Source organism: Perlabentimonas gracilis (assembly GCF_011174675.1).
Taxonomy (GTDB): domain Bacteria; phylum Bacteroidota; class Bacteroidia; order Bacteroidales; family Tenuifilaceae; genus Perlabentimonas; species Perlabentimonas gracilis.
The window spans coordinates 54869-78807 of the sequence record NZ_JAANIG010000002.1 but is presented as its reverse complement, the minus strand read 5'-3'; the positions used below and the strand labels follow the sequence as shown (position 1 = coordinate 78807).

Here is a 23939-nt window from a genome sequence, read left to right as displayed (position 1 = left end):
TACTTTTACAAAAAATTTGATATCGTCGCAATCGTTTTAGATAGGAACAACTAACATCTTAATAGTAATAACCAAGTAAAAAATTGTATATATGTCAACCGAACGCTTTGTTTCCCGCCACATTGGCCCCCGCGATAGCGAAATTGACGAAATGTTAAAAGCTGTTGGGGTTAAATCGATAGATGAACTTATTGACCAAACGGTTCCCAAGGGAATTAGAATGGAGAAGCCCCTAAACTTGCCCGAACCACTGTCGGAGAGCGAGTACCTTGGCAAAATCAAATCGATAGCATCAAAGAATAAGCTATTTCGTACATTCATTGGAATGGGGTACTACGGAACGCATACCCCGTCGGTAATCCTACGGAATATCTTCGAAAACCCAGGCTGGTACACCTCATACACTCCATACCAAGCAGAAATTAGCCAAGGTCGACTTGAGGCGCTGCTTAACTTTCAAACCATGGTTATGGATTTAACCAAGATGGAAATTGCCAACGCGTCGCTACTCGACGAATCGACTGCCGCCGCCGAGGCCATGCTCATGATGCACAGCCTACGCCCACGCCAAGCTGTTAAAGAGGGGCATAACGTTATTTTTGTTGATAGCGATGTATTCCCTCAAAACCTTGAGGTAATTGAAACACGCGCCAATCCACTGGGCATTGAGGTGGTAACCGGATGCTACAGCGAGTATGAGTTTACAGGCAAGGAGTTTGGCGTTATTGTACAATACCCGTCGGCAAAAGGTAACGTTCGCGATTATGCTGCGTTTGCCACTAAGGCTAAGGAGAATGGCGCATTCGTTTCGGTAATTGCCGACATTCTGGCCCTTGCACTTATTACTCCTCCAGGTGAGTGGGGTGCCGATATTGTTGTTGGCTCAACCCAACGCTTTGGAATTCCCATGGGATTTGGTGGCCCACACGCAGCCTACTTTGCTACTAAGGAGGAGTACAAGCGGAACCTACCCGGTAGAATTATTGGTGTTTCAATTGATAAGCATGGCAATAAGGCGCTGCGCATGGCGCTCCAAACCCGCGAGCAACACATTAAGCGCGAACGGGCAACTTCAAATATCTGTACTGCTCAAGCTCTGCTTGCCACTATGGCTGGTATGTACGCTGTATACCATGGCCCTGAGGGGATAAGGCGTATTGCATCCAATGCACACACAGCAGCAGTTACTATTGCCAACGAGCTGGAAAAACTTGGTTACAAGCAGAATGTAAAGAATATCTTCGATACCCTTGAGGTTGAACTACCTTCGGGCGTTAAGGCCGATATGATTAGGCGTAAGGCCATTGACAAGGAGATAAACCTTAACTACAAGAAAAACGGAACCATTGGCATTAGCACCGATGAGGTAACATCAATTACCGATATCAACAATATCATTGAGATTTTTGCTGAGGTTGCAGGTAAGCCTTCTGCTAAGGTTAACACTATTGACAGCAGTATCGCAATACCTGAAAACTTGAAGCGTAAGTCGGAGTATCTAACCGATAAGGTTTTTAACCTATTCCACTCCGAGACCGAGATGATGCGCTACATCAAGCGCCTTGAGCGCAAGGACATTGCCCTTAACCACAGCATGATTTCATTGGGTAGCTGCACCATGAAGCTGAACGCTGCCACCGAAATGCTACCCCTTAGCTGGATTGAGTTTGGCAATATCCACCCATTCGTTCCCACCGACCAGGCCCAGGGTTACATGAGCCTGATTTGTGAGCTGGAGCAGCTGCTTGCCGAAATCACTGGCTTCGACGCCGTTTCGCTGCAACCTAACTCAGGCGCGGCGGGCGAGTACGCCGGGCTAATGGTTATCCGCGAGTACCACAAAAGCCGTGGCGACAACCACCGAAATGTGGTGTTAATCCCATCATCGGCACACGGAACCAACCCCGCTAGCGCTGCCATGGCAGGTATGGAAGTTGTAGTTGTTGCCTGCGATGATGATGGAAACATATCTATTGATGACCTGAGAGCTAAAGCCGAGAAGCACAAGGATAACCTGTCGTCATTTATGGTTACCTACCCGTCTACTCACGGAGTTTTTGAGCCCGAGATTAAGGAGATGATAAAGATTATCCACGATAACGGTGGACAGGTATACATGGATGGTGCCAATATGAACGCACAGGTTGGCTTAACCAGCCCAGGCATTGTGCATGCCGATGTGTGTCACTTAAATCTGCATAAAACTTTTGCCATACCTCATGGCGGTGGAGGGCCTGGCGTTGGCCCAATTGGCGTAGCCAAGCATTTAACCCCATTCCTACCATCCCACCCAGTAGTGAAAACTGGTGGCGAAAAGGGAATACCAGCGATTGCCGCTGCTCCTTGGGGAAGCGCAATGGTTATATCAATCACCTATGGCTACATCTTAATGCTTGGTGCAGAAGGTCTGAAGAAGTCAACCGAGCTCGCTATTCTTAATGCAAATTATTTGGCCGCTAAGCTAAAGGGACAATTTGAGGTTCTTTACACTGGCAAGACTGGCCGTGTTGCCCATGAGATGATTTTGGATTGCCGCCACTTTAAGCAAGCTTACGGAGTTGAGACTGGCGATATTGCCCGTCGATTGATGGACTACGGATTCCATGCCCCCACCCTATCGTTTCCTGTGCATGAAACGCTTATGGTAGAACCCACCGAGAGCGAATCGTTGCAGGAGCTGGATAGGTTTATCGAGGCAATGATAGAAATCAAGAAAGAACTCGATGAGATTAAGGATGGTAAGGCCGACAAGGAGGATAACGTGGTGAAGAATGCCCCACATACTGTGATTGAGGTAACTGCCGATGAGTGGAACCACAGCTACAGCCGACAAAAGGCAGCCTACCCATTAAGCTGGCTGGCAGCTAACAAGTACTGGCCCACAGTGGGTAAAATTGACTCGGGCTACGGCGACCGCAACCTGGTTTGCTCTTGCGCTCCCATTGAGGAATATTTGTAATTTACAAATAGCATATTTGCAAAAGAAGGCTGCTTTTTAAGGCAGCCTTCTTTTGCTTTGACCAAAGACCAACAGCAATAGTAATGCAGCAAAGAAGTTGACTTACTATGAGAAGTATAGAATTGACTTTAGGCGATACAGGTATCACTTATTCTCAATATCCCTTAAATGAATATCGAGTGCCTTTACAGAAATCTGGATCTCCCATACCGAAAGAGCTAGCGAAGCAATTAGCAGTAGTAGTGCAACCCCAAATATTACCTCGGCCCAAACGGTTTCGCCAATGTAAATAAGAAACATGCTGAGGACGCAAAGCAAAAGGCTGGTAATACCCAGAATTTGCATATACCTTATGATATGAACCCTAATGCGTAGATTATTAATCTGTCCAAGCAACACGCTATCGGCATTCTGCTTGTACTGGGCATGCAAATTGCGTATTAGCTGTGCTAATGCCAAAAACCGGTTGGTATAGGCCAACAGCAGCAACGATATGGCCGAAAATAGCAGTGCAGGGGTGGTTAACGTTAGCATAGTTAGTGTATTATTTAGCAGAGGTTTAAAATCATTAATCAACCGAGGAATTTTACAAGTACGCAAAGAGAAACAATCATATAATCTTGTTATCGGATGTCAGTTGTCTGTAATCAGTTGTCGGTTCGGGAACGTTCAATCTATCTGTCAACTGGCTGGGAGTCTGCTAACACACCAATCAATCAGCCTTTTAAACGCCGACAGGTGCTTCGCACCCTGTCAGCCTGCCTGCCGGCAAAGGCAGGGTCAACCAATCAACCAACCTGCCCGCTCTACCTGCCGCCTGCCGGTAGGCAGGGTAGACAGGCCACTGGCGGGTCAGCCAACCTAATATAAACCCTTAGGCCTTCCTTGCAATCGCATCCTCAATCACCATTGAGAAAACATCGCCCATGGCAAGCCCTAAGGCCTCCACTTGCTGGGGAACGATGCTGGTTTCGCTCATCCCTGGCACGGTATTTACCTCTAAAAAGAACAACTTTTTATTGCTGTAGATATAATCGATACGGACAATACCACGGCAGCTAAGCCTATCGTAAATTTCGGACGAAACTGTTTGAATTTGGTCTGTTAGCTCATCGGGAATACGGGCAGGGGTAATCTCTTCCACCTGATTCTCGTACTTGGCACCGTAATCGAAAAATTCGTTTTTGGGAACAATTTCGGTTACCGGCAGCACCAGCGTTTTATTCTGTGTTTTCACCACGCCGCAGGTTAGCTCCACCCCAGGAATGAACTCCTCAATAAGAGCCACGGGATCCTCTGTGAACGATTTTTCCAGCGCAGGAACTAAATCATCAACATTCTTCACCTTGGTAATTCCATAGCTACTGCCGCTCTCGTTGGGCTTAACAAAAACGGGGAGCCCAAGCGACTTTACCACATCATCGGCATTAACATTTTGCCCCTTAACAATGCTTACACCTTTTGCTAGATGTACATCAATATCATAAAGCATCCGTTTGGTAGCCTCCTTATTAAAGGTTACGGATGTGTTCATCACACCACCTGTGGTGTATGGTATGCCCATCATCTCGAGGTACCCCTGAAGCAATCCATTTTCGCCCGGTGTACCGTGAATTGCAATCAATGCGCAATCGAAATGAATTTCCGCATTGTCAACACTGGCGGTAAAGGAGTCCCACGAAACAGGATAATCACCCTTGCTGGGATGTTTCAATGTAAACGAAGTGCCCTTAACCAGAATGGTATATACGTTATAACGTTGGGAGTCGAGCCATTTGGCAATTTGAGCAGCGCCTTTAAGCGAAATACCCTCTTCGGAGGAGTTACCACCCGCCAGAATGGCGATGTTGAGTTTTGATATCATAAGATGTTAAAATGAAAGATTTTTCTATTAGCAAAGATAATGAAAATGTTTTGCTAGTATGGGTGCGAGGGAACTAGTTGTCGGTGGTCGGTGATCGGTAATCGGTAATCGGTAATCGGTGATCAGTAAACGGCCTGTCTCGTAAGAGTGGCGTTTTTTGCCACGATGACGAGATAATCAGTGATCAGTAAACGGTAATCAGTAATCGGTAATCAGTAATCGGCCTGTCTCGTAAGAGTGGCGCTTTTTGCCACGATGACGAGATAATCAGTGATCGGTGATCGGTGATTGGTGATTGGTGATTGGTGATTGGTCTGTCTCTCAACTCTAAACTTTCAACTCTAAACTTTAGGCACTCTATGAACTTTCAACTCCCCCAACTACTCCTCTGAGAAACGTGCTGCCGTATAGGTTTTCCACCGTTCTATTACCTGAACCATATCGTTGGGTATATCCGACTCGAAGAACATCTCCTTACCAGTTGTAGGGTGAACAAATCCTAACGACTTAGCATGCAGTGCATGCCGAGGGCAAATACTGAAACAATTCTGAATAAACTGCTTGTACTTGGTAAACGTTGTGCCCTTAACAATTGAGTCGCCACCATATCGGTCGTCGTTAAAAATGGGATGACGAATATACTCCATATGCACACGGATTTGGTGGGTGCGGCCGGTCTCGAGTCGGCACTCAACCACGGTAACATATCCAAGGCGTTCGAGCACCTTCCAGTGCGTAATGGCATGCTTGCCATCGTCGCCCTCGGGGAAAACGTGCATCTTCATCCTATCGCGGGGGCTTCGGCCAATGTGAGCATCAACAGTTCCCTCATCCTCCTCCATATCGCCCCAAACCAGGGCCACGTAACGTCGCTTGGTGGTTCTGTCGAAGAATTGGCGGGCCAAGTGATTCATGGCAAACTCCGTTTTGGCTATCACCAATATGCCAGAGGTATTCTTATCGATTCTGTGCACCAAGCCAGGGCGTACATCGCCCGACTTGAAAAGAGGCACATCCCTAAGGTGATACATTAAAGCGTTTACTAGGGTATCGGTGTAGTTTCCGTGGCCGGGGTGCACCACCATACCAGCCTCCTTGTTCACCACAACTACATCGTCATCCTCGTACACAATGTTTATGGGGATATCCTGCGGAATGATTTCAATTTCCCGGGGTGGGTAGGCCATTACAATGGAGATGCTGTCGAGCGGCTTAACCTTATATGATGATTTAACCGCATTGCCATTCACCAAAATGTTACCAGCATCGGCAGCCGATTGCACTCGGCTACGGCTAATGCTCTCGAGCTTGCTTGTGATAAACTTATCGATTCGTACTAGCCCCTGACCCTTATCAACATCTATACGAAAATGCTCGTACAGTTCCTGCTGCTCACCACCCTCATCGTCAATTTCATCGTAAGGGTTACGTGTTGTTTCATCTACCATTTTAAAACTACAAGTTTCTGAGTTCCCACTATACGCCCATCGGCAACAACCCTTACGATGTATGTCCCATTGGTAAATCTTGATATATCTATTGGGTTTGTTACATACCTCTCGGAGTAAACCATCTGTCCCGATATACTATAAATAGTAACCTGAGCGTTGATAACACCAACGGGTAACTCAACGTTAAGCACATCACGAGCTGGATTGGGGTAAATATTGATTGATTGGGTGGGTGATTGATTGAGTGGGTGATTGGGTGATGAGGTTGGCGTTTCGTTTAGCTTACCAAACACTGGCCTAATCATAAGTGCACCCTCAAATTTTGTGTTCTCCCAATTGCCACTGATATTGTAGAAAAGATTCGAACGGCTGCTATTATTCCTGTCGAACCCCACGTTAAGCATATCGGTAGTGGTTTGTATCCAGCCAATGTAAAATGTTCCTTGGTCGAGCCAAAGTTCCTCATCGAGCCGGAATAGGGTAAACCTGTTAAGACTATCGGTAAAGAGTGGTCGAACTCCCGGCTGCTCGTAGATTAAATTTCCGGGTCTGCCATTGTTATCATCCCAAATGGCCAAACGGAAATACTTTTGGCTAGCATCGTTAAATGTACGATTGAAGTACATGTATACCCCCACCAAGTTATCGGCTTTATAAGTATTAAACCTGTAGGCTACCCTTCCGTTTTGAGTCCCCTCGCCATACAAACCGTAACCACTTTCGGCAGAACCGTCATCGTACGCGTAAAAGTTCTTAAAGTTTTGGGTGTACCGCAGCGTGTCGTTCCAGCGCAAATGCTGTGTAGAGGGGCTTATATCGGTAAGCAAGTAAGATTCCAAGGTGAAGCGAGCAGAATCGGACCAAGAGGATTTAAAATCATATAAAAAGAAACGGCTATAGCTAATGGTTTCGAGCATACTAATATTCTCGGCGCCACCTGAGAACGAATAGATATCGCCATTGGATTGATTGTGGATTCGGAATAGCCTGGTAATATTCCACGGAGTTACCCCCATATTGGAGTAGGTAATATCAAAGCTTAATGGGCTGTCAAGTTCGTTATCCTGCGCCTGCTGATTAAAATGCAGCCAAGGTATCTGCTCGTAATTATTCAATATGGATCCCAAAGGTTTGGTAAATGCGATATCATTAATAATTGTATCTCTATAGGTTCTGGCCTTATTGAGGTACACCATATCGATATGCCAATGATCGGAATTGCCCCTTAAGCCGGGCACGTCAGAGTTTCGGGATATTGATGCAATGTTGCGGAAACGGAAACGAAAATTGCCAACTAGAAACTGCTCATCGAGCACTGGAAAGTAGACCTTAAAAAAGGAACTGCTAAGGGTATCGGAAATAATCTCGCTATGCCTCGACCGTAACTTCTCATGCTGAAAAAGGGTATTATTCTCGTAGTCCACCCATGCAGCCCATACTCCCTCCCAAGTATCATCAGATGCATTGTAAAACTCGAGCAGCAACGAGTCCCTGATATCGGGCCAATTGCCAAGCCCCTTGGGCTGAAACTGAAAGCTTATGTATATGCTGGTGTCGCCTGGAAAATTTAGATTAATTGGCTGAGATGTTAGCGTGTCGGCCGAGAATTGAAAAACCGATGCATTATGGTGTAATTTGCCAGTATAATCTAATGCATCAAAGGTGGCCACCCCAATATTTGGAGGGTTTACAGCATACTTAGTGTTTACTAAAACATCCCTACCATCCCAAAGCGTGGATACGGGGTAGCTTAAACCTCGCGAAAAGTCGTCGTAAAAGGGCAGCTCTATCGTAGACTTTGCCTTAGGCTGCACCGTCTTGTTTGGGGTAAGGGGAATCGATTCGAGATCGACTAAAACCTCACCACCCGATTGAGCATAAACCCCACCAAGGCTCAAAATGGCAAAAAGAGTAAGAATGCAAAAAGATCTTATCATTCAATAATTTCTTCAAATATTTCTACAGCGTCGTTTGTGCTTGTAGCTGGCTCCTTTATGTTCTTCTCTACTGGAATTCGCGATTCGTTTTGGGTCAGCCATAAATCGACCTGAGCACCGAAATTGATAGCATTCTCCCCCATGGGATTAGGATTAGGATACTGACTATACACCCTAGCCTGCAGCGAGTCGAGGTTGTCGATAACGGTTGCATCAAAAGTCACACGTCCTAAGTTTAACGAAGCTTCGAGCAAAAGATTGCGTGCCTCAGACAAAGATAGCCCAATAACCCGAGGTAGAACCGATTTTTCATTCCTTAACCCACGGCCAAGCAGCAAGTCGATGGTAGAACCCTTGGGAATTTTCGTTCCTGGATCGACCTCATTACCACGGTAATGTTGCTCCAAAACGTTATTCACCGCAATATCGGGAGCAAAAGCTAAAAGCCCCACATCAAACCCCTGTAGATTTAGTGTAGAGATGGCTTGGCGTAGGGTAAGCCCCACAAGATTTGGCATCTCGACAAGCATGGGGTTAACAGCATTTGTGGTTATAAACACCCTGCGGTTGGCCTTAACATAGGTTCCAGGCGATGGGTTTTGCTCCACCACAGTACCGGGTTCGCGGGTCATGATGTAAACCGAATCGGTTACCTCTAGCCTTAGCTTTCTTTGCTTTGCTAGTTCGTAAGCTTTTTCAATCTTTATATTCGAAAAATCGGGAACGGGAAAACCCTTGCCATGCCTTGAAAATATGTGCAGAAATGTAAAGAATACTATTACTGCAGCTGCCACAATTCCCAGCGCTATTAGCGGAGTTTTAACGAATGGGTTGGAAAAAATTTTGACGAAATACTCTTTTACCTTTTGCTGCCATTCCATAGCTTAACGTTATTTGATTAGTTTGCTTATATAAACAAAAATCTATCGAGAAAATTGCGATTGGCTTATATCCTTGGCAAAATTAAAATTAAATCGATAAATGGCTACTACAAGTGGGCTTAATTAATACAAAATACTAGAATAGCAATGCTAGGCATAGCCCATTAAGACACCCCCAACCGCAAAACCCGAATGGTACAGCGATATAAATAAAAAGCTGACCGTTGGGGTCAGCTTAACTATCTTCTTTAGGCAGTATAGGGTTAAACCTTATGCCTTGGCTCGTCCGATACGGTAAGTCTTTTACGTCCCTTTGCCCTGCGGGCTGCCAACACTCTGCGTCCGTTTGCAGTAGACATACGCTCACGGAAACCGTGCTTATTCTTCCTTTTTCTGTTCGATGGTTGGAAAGTTCTTTTCATCGCTATAACGTCTTTAATTATTTATTTTAAGCTGATTACCAATATCAAAGGGCAATAAATCACCCGCATTTTAGGCTTGCAAAGATATAAAAGATTTTGAAAGGCAAAAAAGAAAACTTAAAAAAACCATGATTTTTATAACATTGTGATTGCCTTACTATATTTTTGGCTTAATCAACTCCCCTACTTTAAGGAAAAGGATAACTAGCGTTGGTATTAAAGTTACAATGTTGGCAAGAATAATAGGTAAATCGTTTTTAACAATTCCATACGATAACCATAGAATGACCCCAACAACAAGAATTACGTACATTAACAAAGAGATACTTTGGGTGTTACGTGTTTTAATCACTTTGTATGCCTGAGGAAAGAACGAAATTGTTGTGAGCGCCGCAGCGAACAATCCAAGAATCTGAATGGTATCCATATTTGTAAGATTAACAAAATTTGTGTGTATATCTACCTAGGCACAAAAACCACCTTTTTCTCCTCAAAGTACTCCTCCTCAAACAAATCGGAAATCTTCCAGCGTTGAACAGCTTTGCCAAGGGGAGCCAGCTCGGCGCGTATATCGCCACCTTTAAGTGCAATAATACCATTGGGCAAATGGTTGAAACCGCCGGGCTTAACCTTACCCCTAACCCATCCCATAATGGTTGGCATGGGGGCAACCGCACGGGTAACCACAAAATCAAAAGTATCTTTTAACTCCTCGGCCCTTGCCTTTTGGGCCACAACATTGGCCAGCTGCAAGCTGCTCGACACCTCGTTAACTACGGTTATCTTTTTGCCAATGGAATCTACCAATGTAAAGCTAACCGCTGGGAAAAGTATGGCCAACGGAATGCCGGGAAATCCTCCCCCGGTTCCCACATCGAGCACGCGTGTGCCTTTGGCAAAGGAAATTACCCTAGCTATGGCAAGCGAATGAAGCACATGGTGGATATACAGCTTATCGATATCTTTGCGCGACACCACGTTTATCTTGGCGTTCCAATCGCTATAAAGCTCTTGCAGCATACCAAATTGCTGCCGCTGCTGAGTGGTAAGCTCGGGGAAATACTTCAGAATAACTTCCATTACTGTGTTATGGCTTGTGTGGACTGTTTGACAGGATGTTAAAAAGCAACTCGCGGGCTCTAAAGAGTTGAGCCTTAACGGTGCCTAAGGGTAGCTCCAACTCATCGGAAATCTCCTCGTAGGAGTACTCCTTGAAGTAACGAAGCTCGATTAGCTTGCGGTAGCGAGGCTTAAGCTTCGAGACCACCTCCTTAACCAGCTGGATGTTTTGAATCTTAATAAGATTCTCCTCAGGATCGAGCGACCCCGATTGCAAATTAGTTGCAGGGATTGAGGAGACTCCATCAACATCCTCCGTGGGCTGGTCAATGGATATGATATTGGCTCGGCGCTTTCTAATGAAATCGATGCAGTTGTTGGTTGCAATCTTAAAGAGCCAGGTGCTAAACGCAAAGTTTGGGGTGTACTGATTGATGCTTTTAAAAGCCTTACCAAAGGCCTCGATGGTAAGATCCTCGGCATCGCTTTTATTGTTTACCATCTTAAGCAGCATGAAGTATATGGCATCACGATACCTCTCCAACAGCTCGGCATATGCCTTTTGATCACCATTAATAGCCTGATCAACAAGCCTTAAATCATACTTAGCTTTATCGGAAAGGTTAAGACCTATCTCCATTTACTACGTTTTTTGGTAAAACTATTTAACAACAAAAGTGAAGCCGTGCACACGGGTGAAAATAAATCATAAGCTAACGAAAGTAAAAATATTTTCCTTTCATTCAAACGATTCATTGCAATTTTTAAAATAATACTAACGAACAGCATCCTAAAAAGCATAATAGCACCAACAACTTCTAGGTAGTTTTGGTTCACCAGTAATACTATTCCTGCGGTCCAGAACATCAACCTCGACAAGGGCTCCAATCCTAGCCATACCTTTATCCCTTTACGGTACATAGGCGATGTGGTGAGATGCCTACGCTTTTGCCTAACCCAACCTTTTATTGAAGAGTTTGCCACTGAACGAGTATGCGCCATTTGCCCATACTCTACCGTTGTGTTACTTTTTAGGGCTACTTGCTGAACGAACAGATCATCGTCGCCAGAGGGTATATGGTTATGGTTGGCAAAGCCCTTATTCTCGAAAAACAATTCCTTTCTGTAGGCCAAATTTCGGCCAACACCCATATAGGGCAAACCCAACTTGGCAAAGCCAAGGTACTGCATTGCCACGTAAAACGCATCAATGCGGATTAATCGGTTTAGCAAACCCTTGGCAGGCATATATCCACCGTACCCTAGCACCATCTGATTTGGCGATTTAAAATTCTTGGCCATTTCGCGAATCCAGAACTCGCTATGGGGCTTGCAGTCGGCATCGGTTAGCAGAAGCCACTCATGCGATGCCGCTTTAATCCCAAGCGTTAGCGCTAACTTTTTACCATGATTAAACTTTAAATCGGGCTTTATTGATGTAGTTTTAAGATGTGGGTATCGAGCAGACAATCGTCTAAGCACCATATCCGTATCATCCTCGGAGCAATCGTCAACAACTACAACCTCAAAGTTAGGATACTGCTGTTCAAGTATAAGGGGCAAAAATTCCTCAAGGTTCTCCTCCTCGTTGCGAGCACATATAACAACCGATACCGGTGGAAGATCGGCATCTGCTCCTTTATATACCTTACCACTGCGAGCAGTCACCCTAATGAATACCAAAAAGTAGTAAAATAGCTGAACAAGTATTGAGAAAAGTAAAACCGAAAAAAATGCTAACTCGTAAGTCGTTAGCTGATAGATAAAATCATTCACAGCAAGGGGTGTTATATTATTCAGCAATTTTATTAAAGATTTTTGTCATAGGCAAGGTAAAACCCAAATCAAAAACATTTAAAACAATTTCTACTATCTTTGCGGCCTACAAATGATCAAATTACAGCAATGCAGTTCGACATAAAATCTTTTGCACCAAATAGTAACGCGCGAAGTGGGCTTATCACTACTGATCACGGACAAATTCCAACCCCAATTTTTATGCCCGTGGGTACCGTGGGCAGTGTAAAAGGAATAAACCACCGCGAGCTGGAAAACGACATTGATGCAAAAATAATACTGGGCAATACTTACCACTTATATCTTAGGCCTGGGCTTGACATACTAAAAGGTGTAGGAGGACTGCATAAGTTCATTTCATGGGACAGACCCATACTTACCGACAGCGGAGGATATCAAGTGTTCTCTCTGGCTGCAAACCGCAAGTTGAAGAACGAAGGGGCATATTTCCGCTCTCATATCGATGGTTCCAAACATTTTTTCTCGCCCGAGAATGTGATGGATATCCAACGTGTTATTGGCGCCGATATCATCATGGCTTTTGATGAATGTCCTCCGGGCGATGCAACTTACGAATATGCAAAAAAATCGCTCGACCTTACCGAGAACTGGCTCGATAGGTGCATTAAGCGATTTGACGAGACTGATCCACTTTATGGACACGCACAAACGCTTTTCCCCATCGTGCAGGGTTGCGTATACCCCGACCTTCGGCGTAGGGCAGCCGAATTCATATCAAAAAAGGATAGGGATGGGTATGCCATTGGCGGATTATCGGTGGGCGAACCAGCCGATGTGATGTATGAGATGGTTGAAGTGGTTAACGAAATACTTCCCAAGGAGAAACCCCGTTACCTTATGGGTGTTGGTACGCCAGAAAATATACTTGAGGCTATCGATCGTGGGGTTGATATGTTCGATTGCGTTATGCCAACACGTAACGGGCGTAATGGAATGTTGTTTACCAGCGAGGGAATCATCAACATAAAGAATAAAAAGTGGGCCGACGATTTTGGCCCCATCGATCCCAGTGGTTTAACTTTTGTTGACACAAGGTACAGCAGGGCATACCTAAGGCATTTATTTGTTGCCAACGAGATGCTTGGCCCACAAATTGCTAGTATGCACAACCTGGGTTTCTACCTATGGCTGGTTAGCGAAGCGCGTAAGAAAATTGAGAACGGTACGTTTAAAGTTTGGAAAGAGGCTCTTGTAAAAAAACTCTCGATTAGGTTATGAGCAGATTCGGTTTCAAAATCATCGATTTCTACATCATCCGAAAATTTATTGGGACATACTTCTATGCCATTGTCCTCATCATGGGCATTGCCGTAATTTTCGATTTGGCCGAAAAGATGGACGATTTTGTGTCGAAGGGTGCACCCTTAAAGGCAATCGTGTTCGAATACTACCTTAATTTCATTCCCTACTTTGCCAACCTTTTCAGCTCTCTGTTTACCTTTATTGCCGTTATCTTTTTCACTTCCAAAATGGCATACAACACCGAGATTATTGCCATTTTGAGCAGCGGGGTGTCATTCAAACGGATGATGTTCCCTTACTTTGTTTCCGCATTCATCATTGCCGTATTCTCGTTCCTACTATCAAGTTTTATCATCCCACCGGCCAACAGGGTTAGGCTTGAATTTGAGAATACGTATGTAAAGAAGCAGTACAGAAATACCGACAGGAATATTCACCGCCAGGTAAGGCCTGGCATATATGTATACATGCAGTCGTATAACACCCACAGCAACATTGGCCAGCGTTTTTCCATAGAGAACATTGTGGATGGAGAGCTTAAATCGAAGCTGATAAGTGACTACGTAAAGTGGGATACCACATCCAACAAGTGGGTGGCTCACAACTACCACATCAGGGAGTTTCAAGACACCAGCGAAGTGGTAAGGCACGGAACAACCATCGATACTACGATCTTCCTTTCCCCTTCGGATTTTAGCCAAAGGCTAAACATAGTGGAAACTATGAATATGTTTGAACTTGATGACTTTATTGAGGAGCAACGATTACAGGGGACAGAAAATGTGGATTTCTTTCTGATTGAGAAGTACAGCCGGGTTGCCTATCCGTTTTCAACGTTTATACTTACCATCATTGGGGTTTCGCTATCGTCGCGTAAAGTACGTGGGGGCATTGGGTTGCATATTGGCCTTGGCCTTGCGCTAAGCTTTAGCTACATCCTATTCATGCAGTTCTCCACCATGTTCTCGGTTAAAGGCGGTAATATTCCACCCATTGTTGCGGTTTGGATCCCAAATTTCCTTTACGCCATCATTGCCTTTGTGCTATACAAGTTTGCACCCAAGTAGTTCCTCAAACCTATTCTACAAAAAGTTTTTGAGAACAGTGCTTTGTGTAGGTTGCCCCTGTGGGAGTGAGTTCACTTTTATATAGAATTACTTCGTCAACAACTACATCCTGGTGGACGAGATGACCAAACTCCGACACCACATTAAGCACTTGCTTTCGACCGCCTTCCCCCTTTATCCTACCGATGGTAATATGTGGATTAAAACCCCTTTCATCGACAGGGTAACCCTTGGCAACAACAAATTGCTCAACCATTTGCTGTATATCATTTAAATCGTCACTGGGTTTAAGGCCAAGCCAAATAACCCTAGGGTTACCTTTGGAACCAAATGTTCCCACCCCATTTACTGATATGTTGAACACAGGGATTTGGGAAATACAATCGGTAAAAAATTTGCAAATATCTTTGGCTAACTCATCTGATGTATCTCCCAGAAAAAATAGGGTAACATGAAGGGTCGACAGATCTACCCATTTAATATTCTCGAACTTTAGCTCCTGCTGAAGCTGAGCCAGCAACAGTTGTTGTTCAGCATCAACCGGAATTTTAACTCCAACAAAGGTTCTCATTCTATTTTGAATTTTTTAACGAAACTCATAGATTATACCAAGGCTTAAAAAAGCAGAAATTACTATCTTAACGGTCAAATCAAAAATACGAATTGCTATGAGTAAAGACAAGAAGTTTGCTGTAGTTTTGGCTGGATGCGGTGTTTACGACGGAGCCGAAATTCATGAAGCCACCATGACCCTATACGCAATAGCATCGCAGGGCGGAACCTATGAGATATTCGCTCCCAACATCGACCAGCATCACGTTGTGAACCATATTACAGGTGAGGAGATGAACGAAAAGCGCAATGTGCTTGTTGAGGCAGCACGCATTGCCCGGGGAAATATTAAACCCCTTTCGGATTTTAAGCCCCACGATTTCGATGCCCTAATCTTCCCCGGCGGATTTGGTGTGGCAAAGAACCTTTGCACCTTTGCCTTTGATGGTGCAGACTGCAAGGTTAACCCCGAAGTTGAGAAGGTTATACTTGATACACACAAAGCCAAGAAACCCATTGGTGCCCTTTGCATTTCACCGGTACTGCTGGCCAAGCTAATTAAGGGCGCAACGCTAACCATTGGACAAGACGAGGGCACGGCAAAAGCAGTAAGCACCCTGGGTGCCAATCATCAAAACACCAACCACGGAGAGGTTTCAACTGACAAAGACAACCTACTCTTCACCACCCCATGCTATATGCTCGAGGCTACTATTGTTGATATTGCCAATGGAGCAAACGCCATTGTAAAGGAAATGGTTAAGCACATGTAATACCACACCGTAACACCAGAAAATGCCGCACTTTAGCGGCATTTTCGTTGATATATCTTTACACAAGCTCTTAAATTAGCCCATGCTCATATAGAATTATAATCTCGTTCAGAATCTTATCCTCTCCCACGCTATCAAACTCCGTCTTTAGGTTAGAACCAAATATCCGAGCAATTGTTTGCCAAAAAACGGCCGATACGCCACCCCTTAGTTCCCTAATCACGCTATAGGTTGTCTTGCCCACCTCCCTATCAATAAGTTTTATAAGCAGCCTTCCTTGCGAAATGGTTAGCTTTACCAGCTGATCTTCGAATTCCTCACGCAGCTCCTTTTCAACCTGCTTTACGTATGCTTTACGTTCAGCATCGGTCTTAAGGGTACGGTAGTGAACCTCCATTTCAGATATCTTATACTTGGCAACTTGGGCATAAGGGTATACCACCTTCATATTCCTTACCAAGCGTTGGTACTGCCTATAATCCCGCTTAGAAGCAAACTTGCGCTGTGGAAAAACTACCACCTGAGGAATAAGCACATTGGGAATTGTGTCCCCATCGAGTACCGTTATGGGAACAAATGTGTAACCATCCTTTTCAATAGGCCTCGACTGCGCTATGGCTTGGCTTTTAGGTATAGCAATAGCCACCAAAATAAAAATAAGAAATAATATAGACTGCAATGTTCTCATAATACCTATTCCCTGTGCATTTAAACGCTTTTACAAGCAAAAAGTTGTAATGCTCAGAACACATAGATACACAAAAAATGCCAAAAAGTTTTTGCATGTCAGATTTTTTAATGAATTTTCGGGCATTAACGTACATAACCCTATTTTATTAACAAAACTTAACGCTATGGAAACCTTGAGAGCATCAGAACAGGAAGATATTCAGTACGCAGGATTTTGGCTACGCTTTGCGGCCTACATTATCGACAAACTAATTCTAGGCGTTATGGGTTTTATTTTAGCCGTGCCCGCAATAATTATAATAGTAACCTTTGCTTTGGGATTAGATAACGTATCCGAACCAGTCGATTTACTTGCGGATGGAAACCTGCTAAAAGTTGGAGTAATAGTTGGCATTATTATGCTGCTTGCGCTATTCAGCATAGTTATTGGATGGCTATACTACGCACTATTTGAATCATCAAAACATGGCGCTACTTTGGGTAAACTAGCTGTGGGCATTAAGGTTACCAACTGTATGGGTGAGCGCATTTCGTTTGGCCAGGCAACTGGTCGTTATTTTGCTAAAATAATCAGCGACCTCACCGTGTACATTGGATACATAATGGCTGGTTTTACTGAGAAAAAGCAAGCCCTGCATGATATGCTGGCCAACTGCATTGTTATCAAAAGGTAAATTCTTTTTGATTTAATTGGAACTAATTCTCATTTTTGAGGAGTGATTTGTAATATGTGTTGACTAATGGAAAAAAATAACCGGAGTTACTCCAGTGATGACATAACTGTGTTTTGGAAACCTGGCGAATGTGTGCATGCTACTACTTGCTACGTGAAGTTGCTATCGGTTTTCAATCCACGTAATAGGCCATGGATAAATATGCAGGGAGCCCCAACCGAAGAAATTATAGATATTGTTAACCAGTGTCCTACCAACGCTCTTACATTTAAATGGAACGATCCGGAGAAGAACAACCAGGAGAGTTCACACAAAGTAGTTAAAGAGGGTAACGAACCTACAATACAGCCCAAGGAGGAAAAGCCTGTTGCCATTAGGGTGATGCGAAATGGGCCGCTTCTTTTCTCAGGAAAATTTCGCCTTGTTGGCGAGGATGGCAATGAGCTTAAATCTATGCAAATGATTTCGCTATGCCGATGCGGCCATTCTAACAACATGCCCTTTTGCGATGGGAACCACTTTAAAATTGGCTTTAAAGATCCGGAGGAATAATTAGCAATGAACTCGAAAAATCAAGACAAGATAAAAGGCACTGAAGTGCGCATAAACAGGAATGGCCCCATAAAGGTTATGGGCAAGTTCACGCTAACCAGCGTAAGCGGAGATACAATTACCCCCGAAGGAACCGACACCATATACCTATGTGCCTGTGGCCTTTCGGAGAATAAACCATTCTGCGACGGATCCCATAACAAGTAACAGGCAGGCTGAATTTCACTCGTAAATGCCCGATATTAAGCCCAAAAAAATCCGTAGCCCCTACCTGCGATACCTAATGGTATTGGGAGGAATCCTGTCTGTTGCCCTAGGGGTAATTGGCATTGTGCTACCAATACTCCCAACTACTCCATTCTTTTTGCTTGCAGCATACCTTTTTGTTCGTAGCTCAACCCGCCTGTATCGATGGCTCCTCACCCACAGAATTTTTGGAAACTATATTCGGAATTACATCCAAAACAAATCCATTAGCAAGGGGGTGAAAATTTTTACGCTTGCCCTGCTGTGGTCCACCATTCTGCTAAGCGTTTATTTAACAAGCCATATACCCTGGGTACAAATTCTTCTTATCCTTATTGCCATTGGCGTTTCGGTGCATATTCTTAGCTTAAACACTACCCGACCGAACAATGATATGCTAGACCAAAAAACAGATTGTAAGTGCTAACCCTTAAACAACGCTAAAAAACTTATTTAAAAAATAAAGGGACGTAACAGAAAAATTTCTGTCGCTTAACACCTACATTTTTGCCTAACTTTGTTGATTTGGGGATTATCTTTGCGAACACTTTGTGAATACATCTATTACACTTTATTTAAAAACCAACGCATATGAGTAGCAAGATGAGAGTAAATGTGAACTCCGAGGTTGGCGAGTTGCAAGGAGTGATACTGCATACGCCAGGGGCTGAAGTGGAGAATATGACACCAAACGATGCCCATAGGGCTTTGTATAGCGATATCCTAAACCTAGAGGTAGCACGTAAAGAGTACGCTCAGCTTAGCGGTGTGCTGTCTAAGGTTACCAAAACATACCAGGTTAGCGATCTACTTTACGAGGTAATTCGCAAACCTCAGGCCCGCGAGGAGCTTATTGGCACCATCTGCAAGCATGAAGGGGTAATGAGCCTACGCGAAGAACTTGCATCTATACCCTCGAAACAGCTAGTTACATTGCTGATTCAGGGACTTCCCTTGAAAAGAAATACCCTAACTAGCTTTTTGAGCAACGAAAGGTATGCGCTACAGCCCCTTTACAACTTCTACTTTACCCGTGATGCGTCCATCTCGATGTACGATGAAGTGCTCATTGGTAAGATGGCTAGCCCTGTTCGCGATAGAGAGTCTATCATTATGGAGGCCATATTCAACCATTCCGACACGTTTGAAACGAGCACCATAAACCCAACCTCATACAATACCAACGGAAATATCTCCATAGAGGGTGGCGACGTTCTTATAGCAAGGGATGACATTTTGCTAATTGGCAATAGCAGCAGAACTACCTCTCAGGGTATTGATTTTATTATAAGTAGATTATGCTCAAAAAATGATAACAGGGAGCGGCATATCGTTGTGCAGGAGTTGCCCTACAAACCCGAATCATTTATCCATCTCGATATGGTATTCACACTACTTGATGTGAATTCATGCATGATATTTGAGCCACTCATCACACGACCCAACAAGTACCAAACGGTTATGATTACCGTTCAGAACTGCAAGGTGAAGGAGATAAAAAATGTAGAGAATATTCTTGTGGCCTTAAAAAAGCTAGGGATGGACTTGGAACCCATTCAATGCGGTGGCACCAAAGACCAGTGGACTCAGGAACGCGAGCAGTGGCATAGCGGAGCTAACTTTTTTGCGGTTGGCCCAGGTAAGGTAATTGGCTATGGCCGTAACAATTACACCGCCGAAGAGATGAACAACCATGGCTACGAAATAATTCGTGCCAAGGAGGTAATTAGCGGCAAGGTAGATTTGGCCAACTACAACAGATACCTTATAACCCTCGATGGAAGTGAACTGCCCCGTGGAGGAGGTGGAGCAAGGTGCATGACTATGCCCGTTAGTCGCAAGGACATTAACTGGAAATAGAACACTTCAAACCTTTTCCACATTCATCTGTTTATATAAAAACTTTAAACAGATAAAGTTATGAAGAGAAATGTTGGAACAACCGATATGGTTATAAGGATCGTTATCGGAATAGCTATTGCAATTTTAGGAATAGTTTACCAAAGCTGGTGGGGTCTCCTAGCTATTATCCCCATTGCAACAGGTTTTATTAGGTTTTGTGGGCTCTACGCAATATTTGGCATTAAAACGTGCCCCGCAGATAAGTAAAAAAAGTAAAGGCCGCCAATTGCTTGACGGCCTTTACTTCTGTTTTCACGTATAGTTTACCCAACCAGTTCCTTCACTAAATCGGCAGCCTCTTGTAAGCTAATGGCCGAGTATACCTTAAGCCCACTACTGTCAATAAGTTCTTTACCCTCCTTAGCATTGGTGCCTTGTAACCTCACAATAACAGGTACTGATATATCACCAATCTCCTTGTAGGCATCAACAACACCTTGCGCAACCCGGTCGCAACGAACAATTCCACCAAAAATATTGATAAGAATTGCCTTCACGGCAGGATCTTTAAGGATAATCCTAAAGCCAGCAGCTACGGTTGTGGCATTTGCAGTCCCTCCAACATCGAGGAAGTTGGCAGGCTCGCCTCCCGATAGCTTGATAATGTCCATGGTAGCCATTGCCAATCCAGCACCATTCACCATACACCCCACATTGCCATCGAGCTTAATGAAGTTCAAATTCGACTCAGATGCTTCAACCTCTGTGGGATCTTCCTCATCTAAATCCCTCATATCATTTAAATCAGGGTGCTTGTACATAGCATTATCATCGATGTTAACCTTTGCATCGGCTGCAAAAATTAGGTCGTCGGATGTTTTGAACACTGGATTAATTTCGAATAAGGTTGAGTCGTAAGTAATGTAAGCGTTATACAAGCTGGTTACAAACTTCACCATCTCGGAGAACGCTTTTCCTGAAAGGCCCAGGTTAAAGGCTATACGGCGCGCCTGAAATGGCTGGATGCCCATTGGGTGAATTTCCTCTTTAAAAATTAGATGAGGGGTTTTCTCAGCTACCGATTCAATGTCCATACCTCCTTCGGTGGAGTACAACACCATATTTCGGCCTGTTGCCCTATTGAGCAGGATGCTCATATAAAACTCCTTAACAGGCGAAGGGCCTGGGTAGTATATACCCTGCTCAACCAGCAGCTTTCTCACCAATTTTCCATCGGGGCCAGTTTGATGGGTAACCAAAGTCATACCCAAAATATCGTTGGCATAGCGCTTAACTTCATCTAGGTTTTTTGCAATTTTCACTCCACCCCCTTTGCCCCTTCCGCCAGCGTGAATTTGAGCCTTTACAGCAATTGCATTTGTACCTGTGGAATTGAAAATATCTTTTGCTACATTTACAGCCTCTTCAACGGAGTGCACTGCTTTGCCTGCGGGTACAGAAACCCCAGCTCGTTTCAACAACTCTTTAGCTTGATACTCATGGATATTCATCAGAAAAAGGATTTGATTTGCGTGGCAACTAAAGTACAAAAAATAAGTTAATCTACTTAACCATAAACATATTTATACCGCTTAAAAATGACTAATGACCGCAAGTTAAATATCGAGGAGCTTAACCGAAAATCTGTAAGCGAGTTTAAAAATTCATCGAAATTCCCAATTGTTGTGGTACTCGACAATGTTAGGAGTCTCAACAACATTGGTTCAATTTTCAGAACTTGTGATGCGCTAAATGTTGAGAGAATAGTATTATGCGGAATATCGGCAACTCCGCCCCACCCCGAAATACATAAAACTGCACTAGGCGCCGAGAAATCAGTGGATTGGTTATACGTGGAGAGTGCTGTTGAATCTATTAAGCGGCTAAAGAATGATGGTTACAATGTGTATGCTCTGGAGCAAACAACAAACAGCATCGATTTGAGGTCATTTGTGCCAACGCCAAACAGCAAGTATGCCTTTGTGTTTGGCAACGAACTCAAGGGGGTATCACAGGATGTTATAAATAGCTGCAACGGAAGCATTGAGGTTCCTCAGTTTGGCACAAAGCATTCGTTCAACGTTTCGGTAACTGCGGGGATTGTAATTTGGGACTTCTTCGTAAAGTTTAATGCATAAAAAAGGGGTGCTTAGCAGCACCCCTTTTCTTATATGTAGCTTAACTACTGAACGATTGCTGTAAAGGCATCATTCTGGAAGTAGTTACGGAATTCTAGATCTTTAGTAGCGCGCGCTTTTAGAGAGGCATCTTTTCCAATGGCTGTGCGAAGATTGTTAAGAACCATATTCTCGTCGCCAATGCGTGCACCTACGATTGCTTGGCCATAGAAAGCTTTAGCCTCGTCAACCTTTTGGAAGGTATTCTTAGCAGCATCATTCCTGTTGCTAAGTAGCATAGCAAGACCCTGGTTGAAGGTATCGCTACCAGCAAAGTATTCAACTGCTGCAGGGTACTGATTCTTGATAATAGAAATAATACCTAGGTTGTATTTCACCTCTGAGCCAGCGTTTGTAGCGCCAACAAAAAGGTTCTGAGCCTTATCGATATCACCTTCTAGTAGAGCAACGCAACCCATATTGTTTTTAACTACAGGGTTATTCGCTTCGATTCCTATGGCCGACTCTAGAGCACTTTTCGCCTCAGCAATGTTACCATTTTTAAGGTTGATGTAACCAATGTTGTTGAAAGCACGAACATCGTTATGAGCTTCAGCAGCTTTTTTGTACACGCCAAGCTTCATCTCATCGTTTTGGCAAAGAGTAGCAGCGTAAAGCATCTCTTCAACATTAAGTTCGTCCATATTGTTGTTCTGAACCATTTCCATAAGTTCTTCGTCAGAGTAACCAATAACATCTACATTGGCAATCATTTTCGAACGACGAAGCTCAGGTAAAATTTTCTCTTGTAGCACAAGGAAAACTTTGCTCATATTTCTGATTTCTTTCTCACGAACCTCAGGGTCGGAGTGCATAGAAAGGACACGAAGAATAAGTTCCTTGTCTTGGATATCAGAAGCTTGAACTAACTTTTGGAAACCTTCCCAGTCTTCAGCAGTAGTTTGAGTTGACACGAAATCCTTAGCATCACCTTCTACTTTTGCTTTCTTGAAAACGCCTGATAGCCATTTTTCAGCACCTTTTCCTCGCTCGGTAGACAGCTTTTCGTTTAGTTGAAGTGGGCCTTCAGGAGAAGCGTAAGCCGAAACGTTAACACCCTTAAGTTCGAGATTCTCTTGAGCTGAGGCTTCCTTAATGAAATCCTCTAGCATTTTAATCTCGTCCTTGGTTAATTCTGAACGACGAACCTCTGAACGGTTAACCACAAAGTTGATCTGAGCTTCCTCTTTCTTAGGAATAACCCTTTGGAATTTGTCCTTAAGCATAATAGGCTTAGGATCGATCTCTACAAATTTTGAAGTAGCAATAACACCAACTCCTAATTTGTATGGCTCCTCAAAAGGAATCTCATCACCTTTATAAATAATTACAAAACGAAGTTCAAGCTCCGACTTCATCATCTCGTCGCTGTACTCAAACTCAATTTCATGCCTTACCGATCCACCAGCATCGTATGAAATAACTTGGTGGTTATCTTGCACGTCCTCACCTTGAAGCATCTTGGGCTCAAGAGGAAGCTCACCGCCTTCGTATACAAGAACTGGAGTAGCCTTAAGGATTGCCTTTTTGTTGAAATATTTGGCGGGGAAGGTTGCTTCAACAGTACCTTTAACCACATTTCCATGCACCTCTAGAGGGTTTGGAGTAACTTTTAGGTCAGTACCTTCAGCAAACTCTTTCATCTTATTAACACCGCCACAACTACTTAGAACAATAGCTGCCATGGCAAATAGTGCCATTACATTGAATTTGATTCTTTTCATAATTTATTA

The 23939-nt window shown here is 43.9% G+C and carries 25 protein-coding genes; 11 read left to right on the top strand and 14 right to left on the bottom strand.

The window, feature by feature from the left end; genetic code table 11:
• Window positions 1–91 precede the first annotated feature (91 nt).
• Window positions 92–2959, top strand: coding sequence for an aminomethyl-transferring glycine dehydrogenase (gene gcvP, locus G8O23_RS01665; RefSeq protein ID WP_166361099.1), 2868 nt, complete (start codon window positions 92–94; stop codon window positions 2957–2959).
• A 144-nt stretch (window positions 2960–3103) separates the two neighbouring features.
• On the opposite strand, the gene G8O23_RS01660 is transcribed toward gcvP, so the two are convergent.
• From G8O23_RS01660 to G8O23_RS01615, 10 genes are all read right to left on the bottom strand, one after another.
• Window positions 3104–3493, bottom strand: coding sequence for a DUF2721 domain-containing protein (locus tag G8O23_RS01660; protein WP_166361097.1), 390 nt, complete (start codon window positions 3491–3493; stop codon window positions 3104–3106).
• A 340-nt stretch (window positions 3494–3833) separates the two neighbouring features.
• The gene (locus G8O23_RS01655) at window positions 3834–4823 is read right to left on the bottom strand and encodes a D-alanine--D-alanine ligase (RefSeq protein WP_166361095.1); all 990 of its coding nucleotides are present in this window, start codon (window positions 4821–4823) and stop codon (window positions 3834–3836) included.
• 380 nt (window positions 4824–5203) lie between these two features.
• Window positions 5204–6271: an RluA family pseudouridine synthase gene (locus G8O23_RS01650; protein WP_166361093.1), complete on the bottom strand. Its 1068-nt coding sequence runs from the start codon at window positions 6269–6271 to the stop codon at window positions 5204–5206.
• Complete coding sequence (locus G8O23_RS01645) at window positions 6265–8211, bottom strand: T9SS type A sorting domain-containing protein (RefSeq protein ID WP_166361091.1); 1947 nt, start codon at window positions 8209–8211, stop codon at window positions 6265–6267. Before G8O23_RS01645 ends, G8O23_RS01650 begins: the two co-directional genes overlap by 7 nt.
• Window positions 8208–9092: a PASTA domain-containing protein gene (locus G8O23_RS01640; RefSeq protein ID WP_166361089.1), complete on the bottom strand. Its 885-nt coding sequence runs from the start codon at window positions 9090–9092 to the stop codon at window positions 8208–8210. The genes G8O23_RS01645 and G8O23_RS01640 overlap by 4 nt, the downstream gene beginning before the upstream one ends.
• Window positions 9093–9355: 263 nt before the next feature.
• Window positions 9356–9514, bottom strand: a complete 159-nt coding sequence (gene rpmH / locus G8O23_RS01635) for a 50S ribosomal protein L34 (RefSeq protein ID WP_166361087.1) — start codon at window positions 9512–9514, stop codon at window positions 9356–9358.
• Window positions 9515–9671: 157 nt separating this feature from the next.
• Window positions 9672–9941 (bottom strand): SemiSWEET transporter, encoded by a 270-nt coding sequence (locus G8O23_RS01630; RefSeq protein WP_166361085.1) that lies wholly within the window; start codon window positions 9939–9941, stop codon window positions 9672–9674.
• Between the two features lie 32 nt (window positions 9942–9973).
• A complete protein-coding gene (rsmG, locus tag G8O23_RS01625; protein WP_166361083.1) occupies window positions 9974–10594 on the bottom strand; it encodes a 16S rRNA (guanine(527)-N(7))-methyltransferase RsmG in 621 nt (206 codons plus the stop codon).
• A 7-nt stretch (window positions 10595–10601) separates the two neighbouring features.
• Window positions 10602–11213 carry an RNA polymerase sigma factor gene (locus G8O23_RS01620; RefSeq protein ID WP_166361081.1) on the bottom strand — a complete coding sequence of 204 codons (612 nt, stop codon included), beginning with the start codon at window positions 11211–11213 and terminating at the stop codon, window positions 10602–10604.
• Window positions 11204–12349: a glycosyltransferase gene (locus tag G8O23_RS01615; RefSeq protein WP_219932366.1), complete on the bottom strand. Its 1146-nt coding sequence runs from the start codon at window positions 12347–12349 to the stop codon at window positions 11204–11206. The genes G8O23_RS01620 and G8O23_RS01615 overlap by 10 nt, the downstream gene beginning before the upstream one ends.
• 129 nt (window positions 12350–12478) lie before the next feature.
• On the opposite strand from G8O23_RS01615, the gene tgt reads away from it, so the two are divergent.
• Together tgt and G8O23_RS01605 are read left to right on the top strand one after the other, a co-directional pair.
• Window positions 12479–13609 (top strand): tRNA guanosine(34) transglycosylase Tgt, encoded by a 1131-nt coding sequence (tgt, locus tag G8O23_RS01610; RefSeq protein WP_166361079.1) that lies wholly within the window; start codon window positions 12479–12481, stop codon window positions 13607–13609.
• Window positions 13606–14700, top strand: a complete 1095-nt coding sequence (locus tag G8O23_RS01605) for an LptF/LptG family permease (protein WP_166361077.1) — start codon at window positions 13606–13608, stop codon at window positions 14698–14700. Before tgt ends, G8O23_RS01605 begins: the two co-directional genes overlap by 4 nt.
• Window positions 14701–14710: 10 nt before the next feature.
• Here the strand turns inward: G8O23_RS01605 and thpR are convergent, their stop codons facing one another.
• Window positions 14711–15271 (bottom strand): RNA 2',3'-cyclic phosphodiesterase, encoded by a 561-nt coding sequence (gene thpR / locus G8O23_RS01600; RefSeq protein ID WP_166361075.1) that lies wholly within the window; start codon window positions 15269–15271, stop codon window positions 14711–14713.
• A 97-nt stretch (window positions 15272–15368) separates the two neighbouring features.
• On the opposite strand from thpR, the gene elbB reads away from it, so the two are divergent.
• A complete protein-coding gene (gene elbB, locus G8O23_RS01595) occupies window positions 15369–16025 on the top strand; it encodes an isoprenoid biosynthesis glyoxalase ElbB (protein WP_166361073.1) in 657 nt (218 codons plus the stop codon).
• Window positions 16026–16095: 70 nt separating this feature from the next.
• Here elbB and G8O23_RS01590 read toward each other — a convergent pair whose 3' ends face one another.
• Window positions 16096–16713 (bottom strand): DUF4294 domain-containing protein, encoded by a 618-nt coding sequence (locus tag G8O23_RS01590; protein WP_166361071.1) that lies wholly within the window; start codon window positions 16711–16713, stop codon window positions 16096–16098.
• A gap of 166 nt (window positions 16714–16879) precedes the next feature.
• Here G8O23_RS01590 and G8O23_RS01585 point away from each other — a divergent pair, with 166 nt between their 5' ends.
• From G8O23_RS01585 to G8O23_RS01560, 6 genes are all read left to right on the top strand, one after another.
• Complete coding sequence (locus G8O23_RS01585) at window positions 16880–17389, top strand: RDD family protein (RefSeq protein WP_166361069.1); 510 nt, start codon at window positions 16880–16882, stop codon at window positions 17387–17389.
• Between the two features lie 66 nt (window positions 17390–17455).
• Window positions 17456–17941: a (4Fe-4S)-binding protein gene (locus G8O23_RS01580; RefSeq protein ID WP_166361067.1), complete on the top strand. Its 486-nt coding sequence runs from the start codon at window positions 17456–17458 to the stop codon at window positions 17939–17941.
• Window positions 17942–17947: 6 nt separating this feature from the next.
• Entirely contained in the window at window positions 17948–18148 is a 201-nt protein-coding gene (locus tag G8O23_RS01575; protein WP_219932364.1) for a CDGSH iron-sulfur domain-containing protein, read from the top strand.
• Between the two features lie 25 nt (window positions 18149–18173).
• Window positions 18174–18614 (top strand): YbaN family protein, encoded by a 441-nt coding sequence (locus G8O23_RS01570; RefSeq protein ID WP_394351916.1) that lies wholly within the window; start codon window positions 18174–18176, stop codon window positions 18612–18614.
• 164 nt (window positions 18615–18778) lie between these two features.
• A complete protein-coding gene (locus G8O23_RS01565; protein WP_166361065.1) occupies window positions 18779–20047 on the top strand; it encodes an arginine deiminase in 1269 nt (422 codons plus the stop codon).
• Window positions 20048–20107: 60 nt separating this feature from the next.
• Window positions 20108–20296: a YgaP family membrane protein gene (locus G8O23_RS01560; RefSeq protein WP_166361063.1), complete on the top strand. Its 189-nt coding sequence runs from the start codon at window positions 20108–20110 to the stop codon at window positions 20294–20296.
• A gap of 56 nt (window positions 20297–20352) precedes the next feature.
• On the opposite strand, the gene sucC is transcribed toward G8O23_RS01560, so the two are convergent.
• The gene (sucC, locus tag G8O23_RS01555) at window positions 20353–21540 is read right to left on the bottom strand and encodes an ADP-forming succinate--CoA ligase subunit beta (protein ID WP_166361061.1); all 1188 of its coding nucleotides are present in this window, start codon (window positions 21538–21540) and stop codon (window positions 20353–20355) included.
• An 87-nt stretch (window positions 21541–21627) separates the two neighbouring features.
• Between sucC and G8O23_RS01550 the strand changes: the two genes are divergently transcribed.
• Window positions 21628–22167 (top strand): RNA methyltransferase, encoded by a 540-nt coding sequence (locus tag G8O23_RS01550; protein ID WP_166361059.1) that lies wholly within the window; start codon window positions 21628–21630, stop codon window positions 22165–22167.
• A gap of 44 nt (window positions 22168–22211) precedes the next feature.
• Here G8O23_RS01550 and G8O23_RS01545 read toward each other — a convergent pair whose 3' ends face one another.
• Entirely contained in the window at window positions 22212–23930 is a 1719-nt protein-coding gene (locus G8O23_RS01545) for a tetratricopeptide repeat protein (protein ID WP_166361057.1), read from the bottom strand.
• Window positions 23931–23939: the final 9 nt, after the last annotated feature.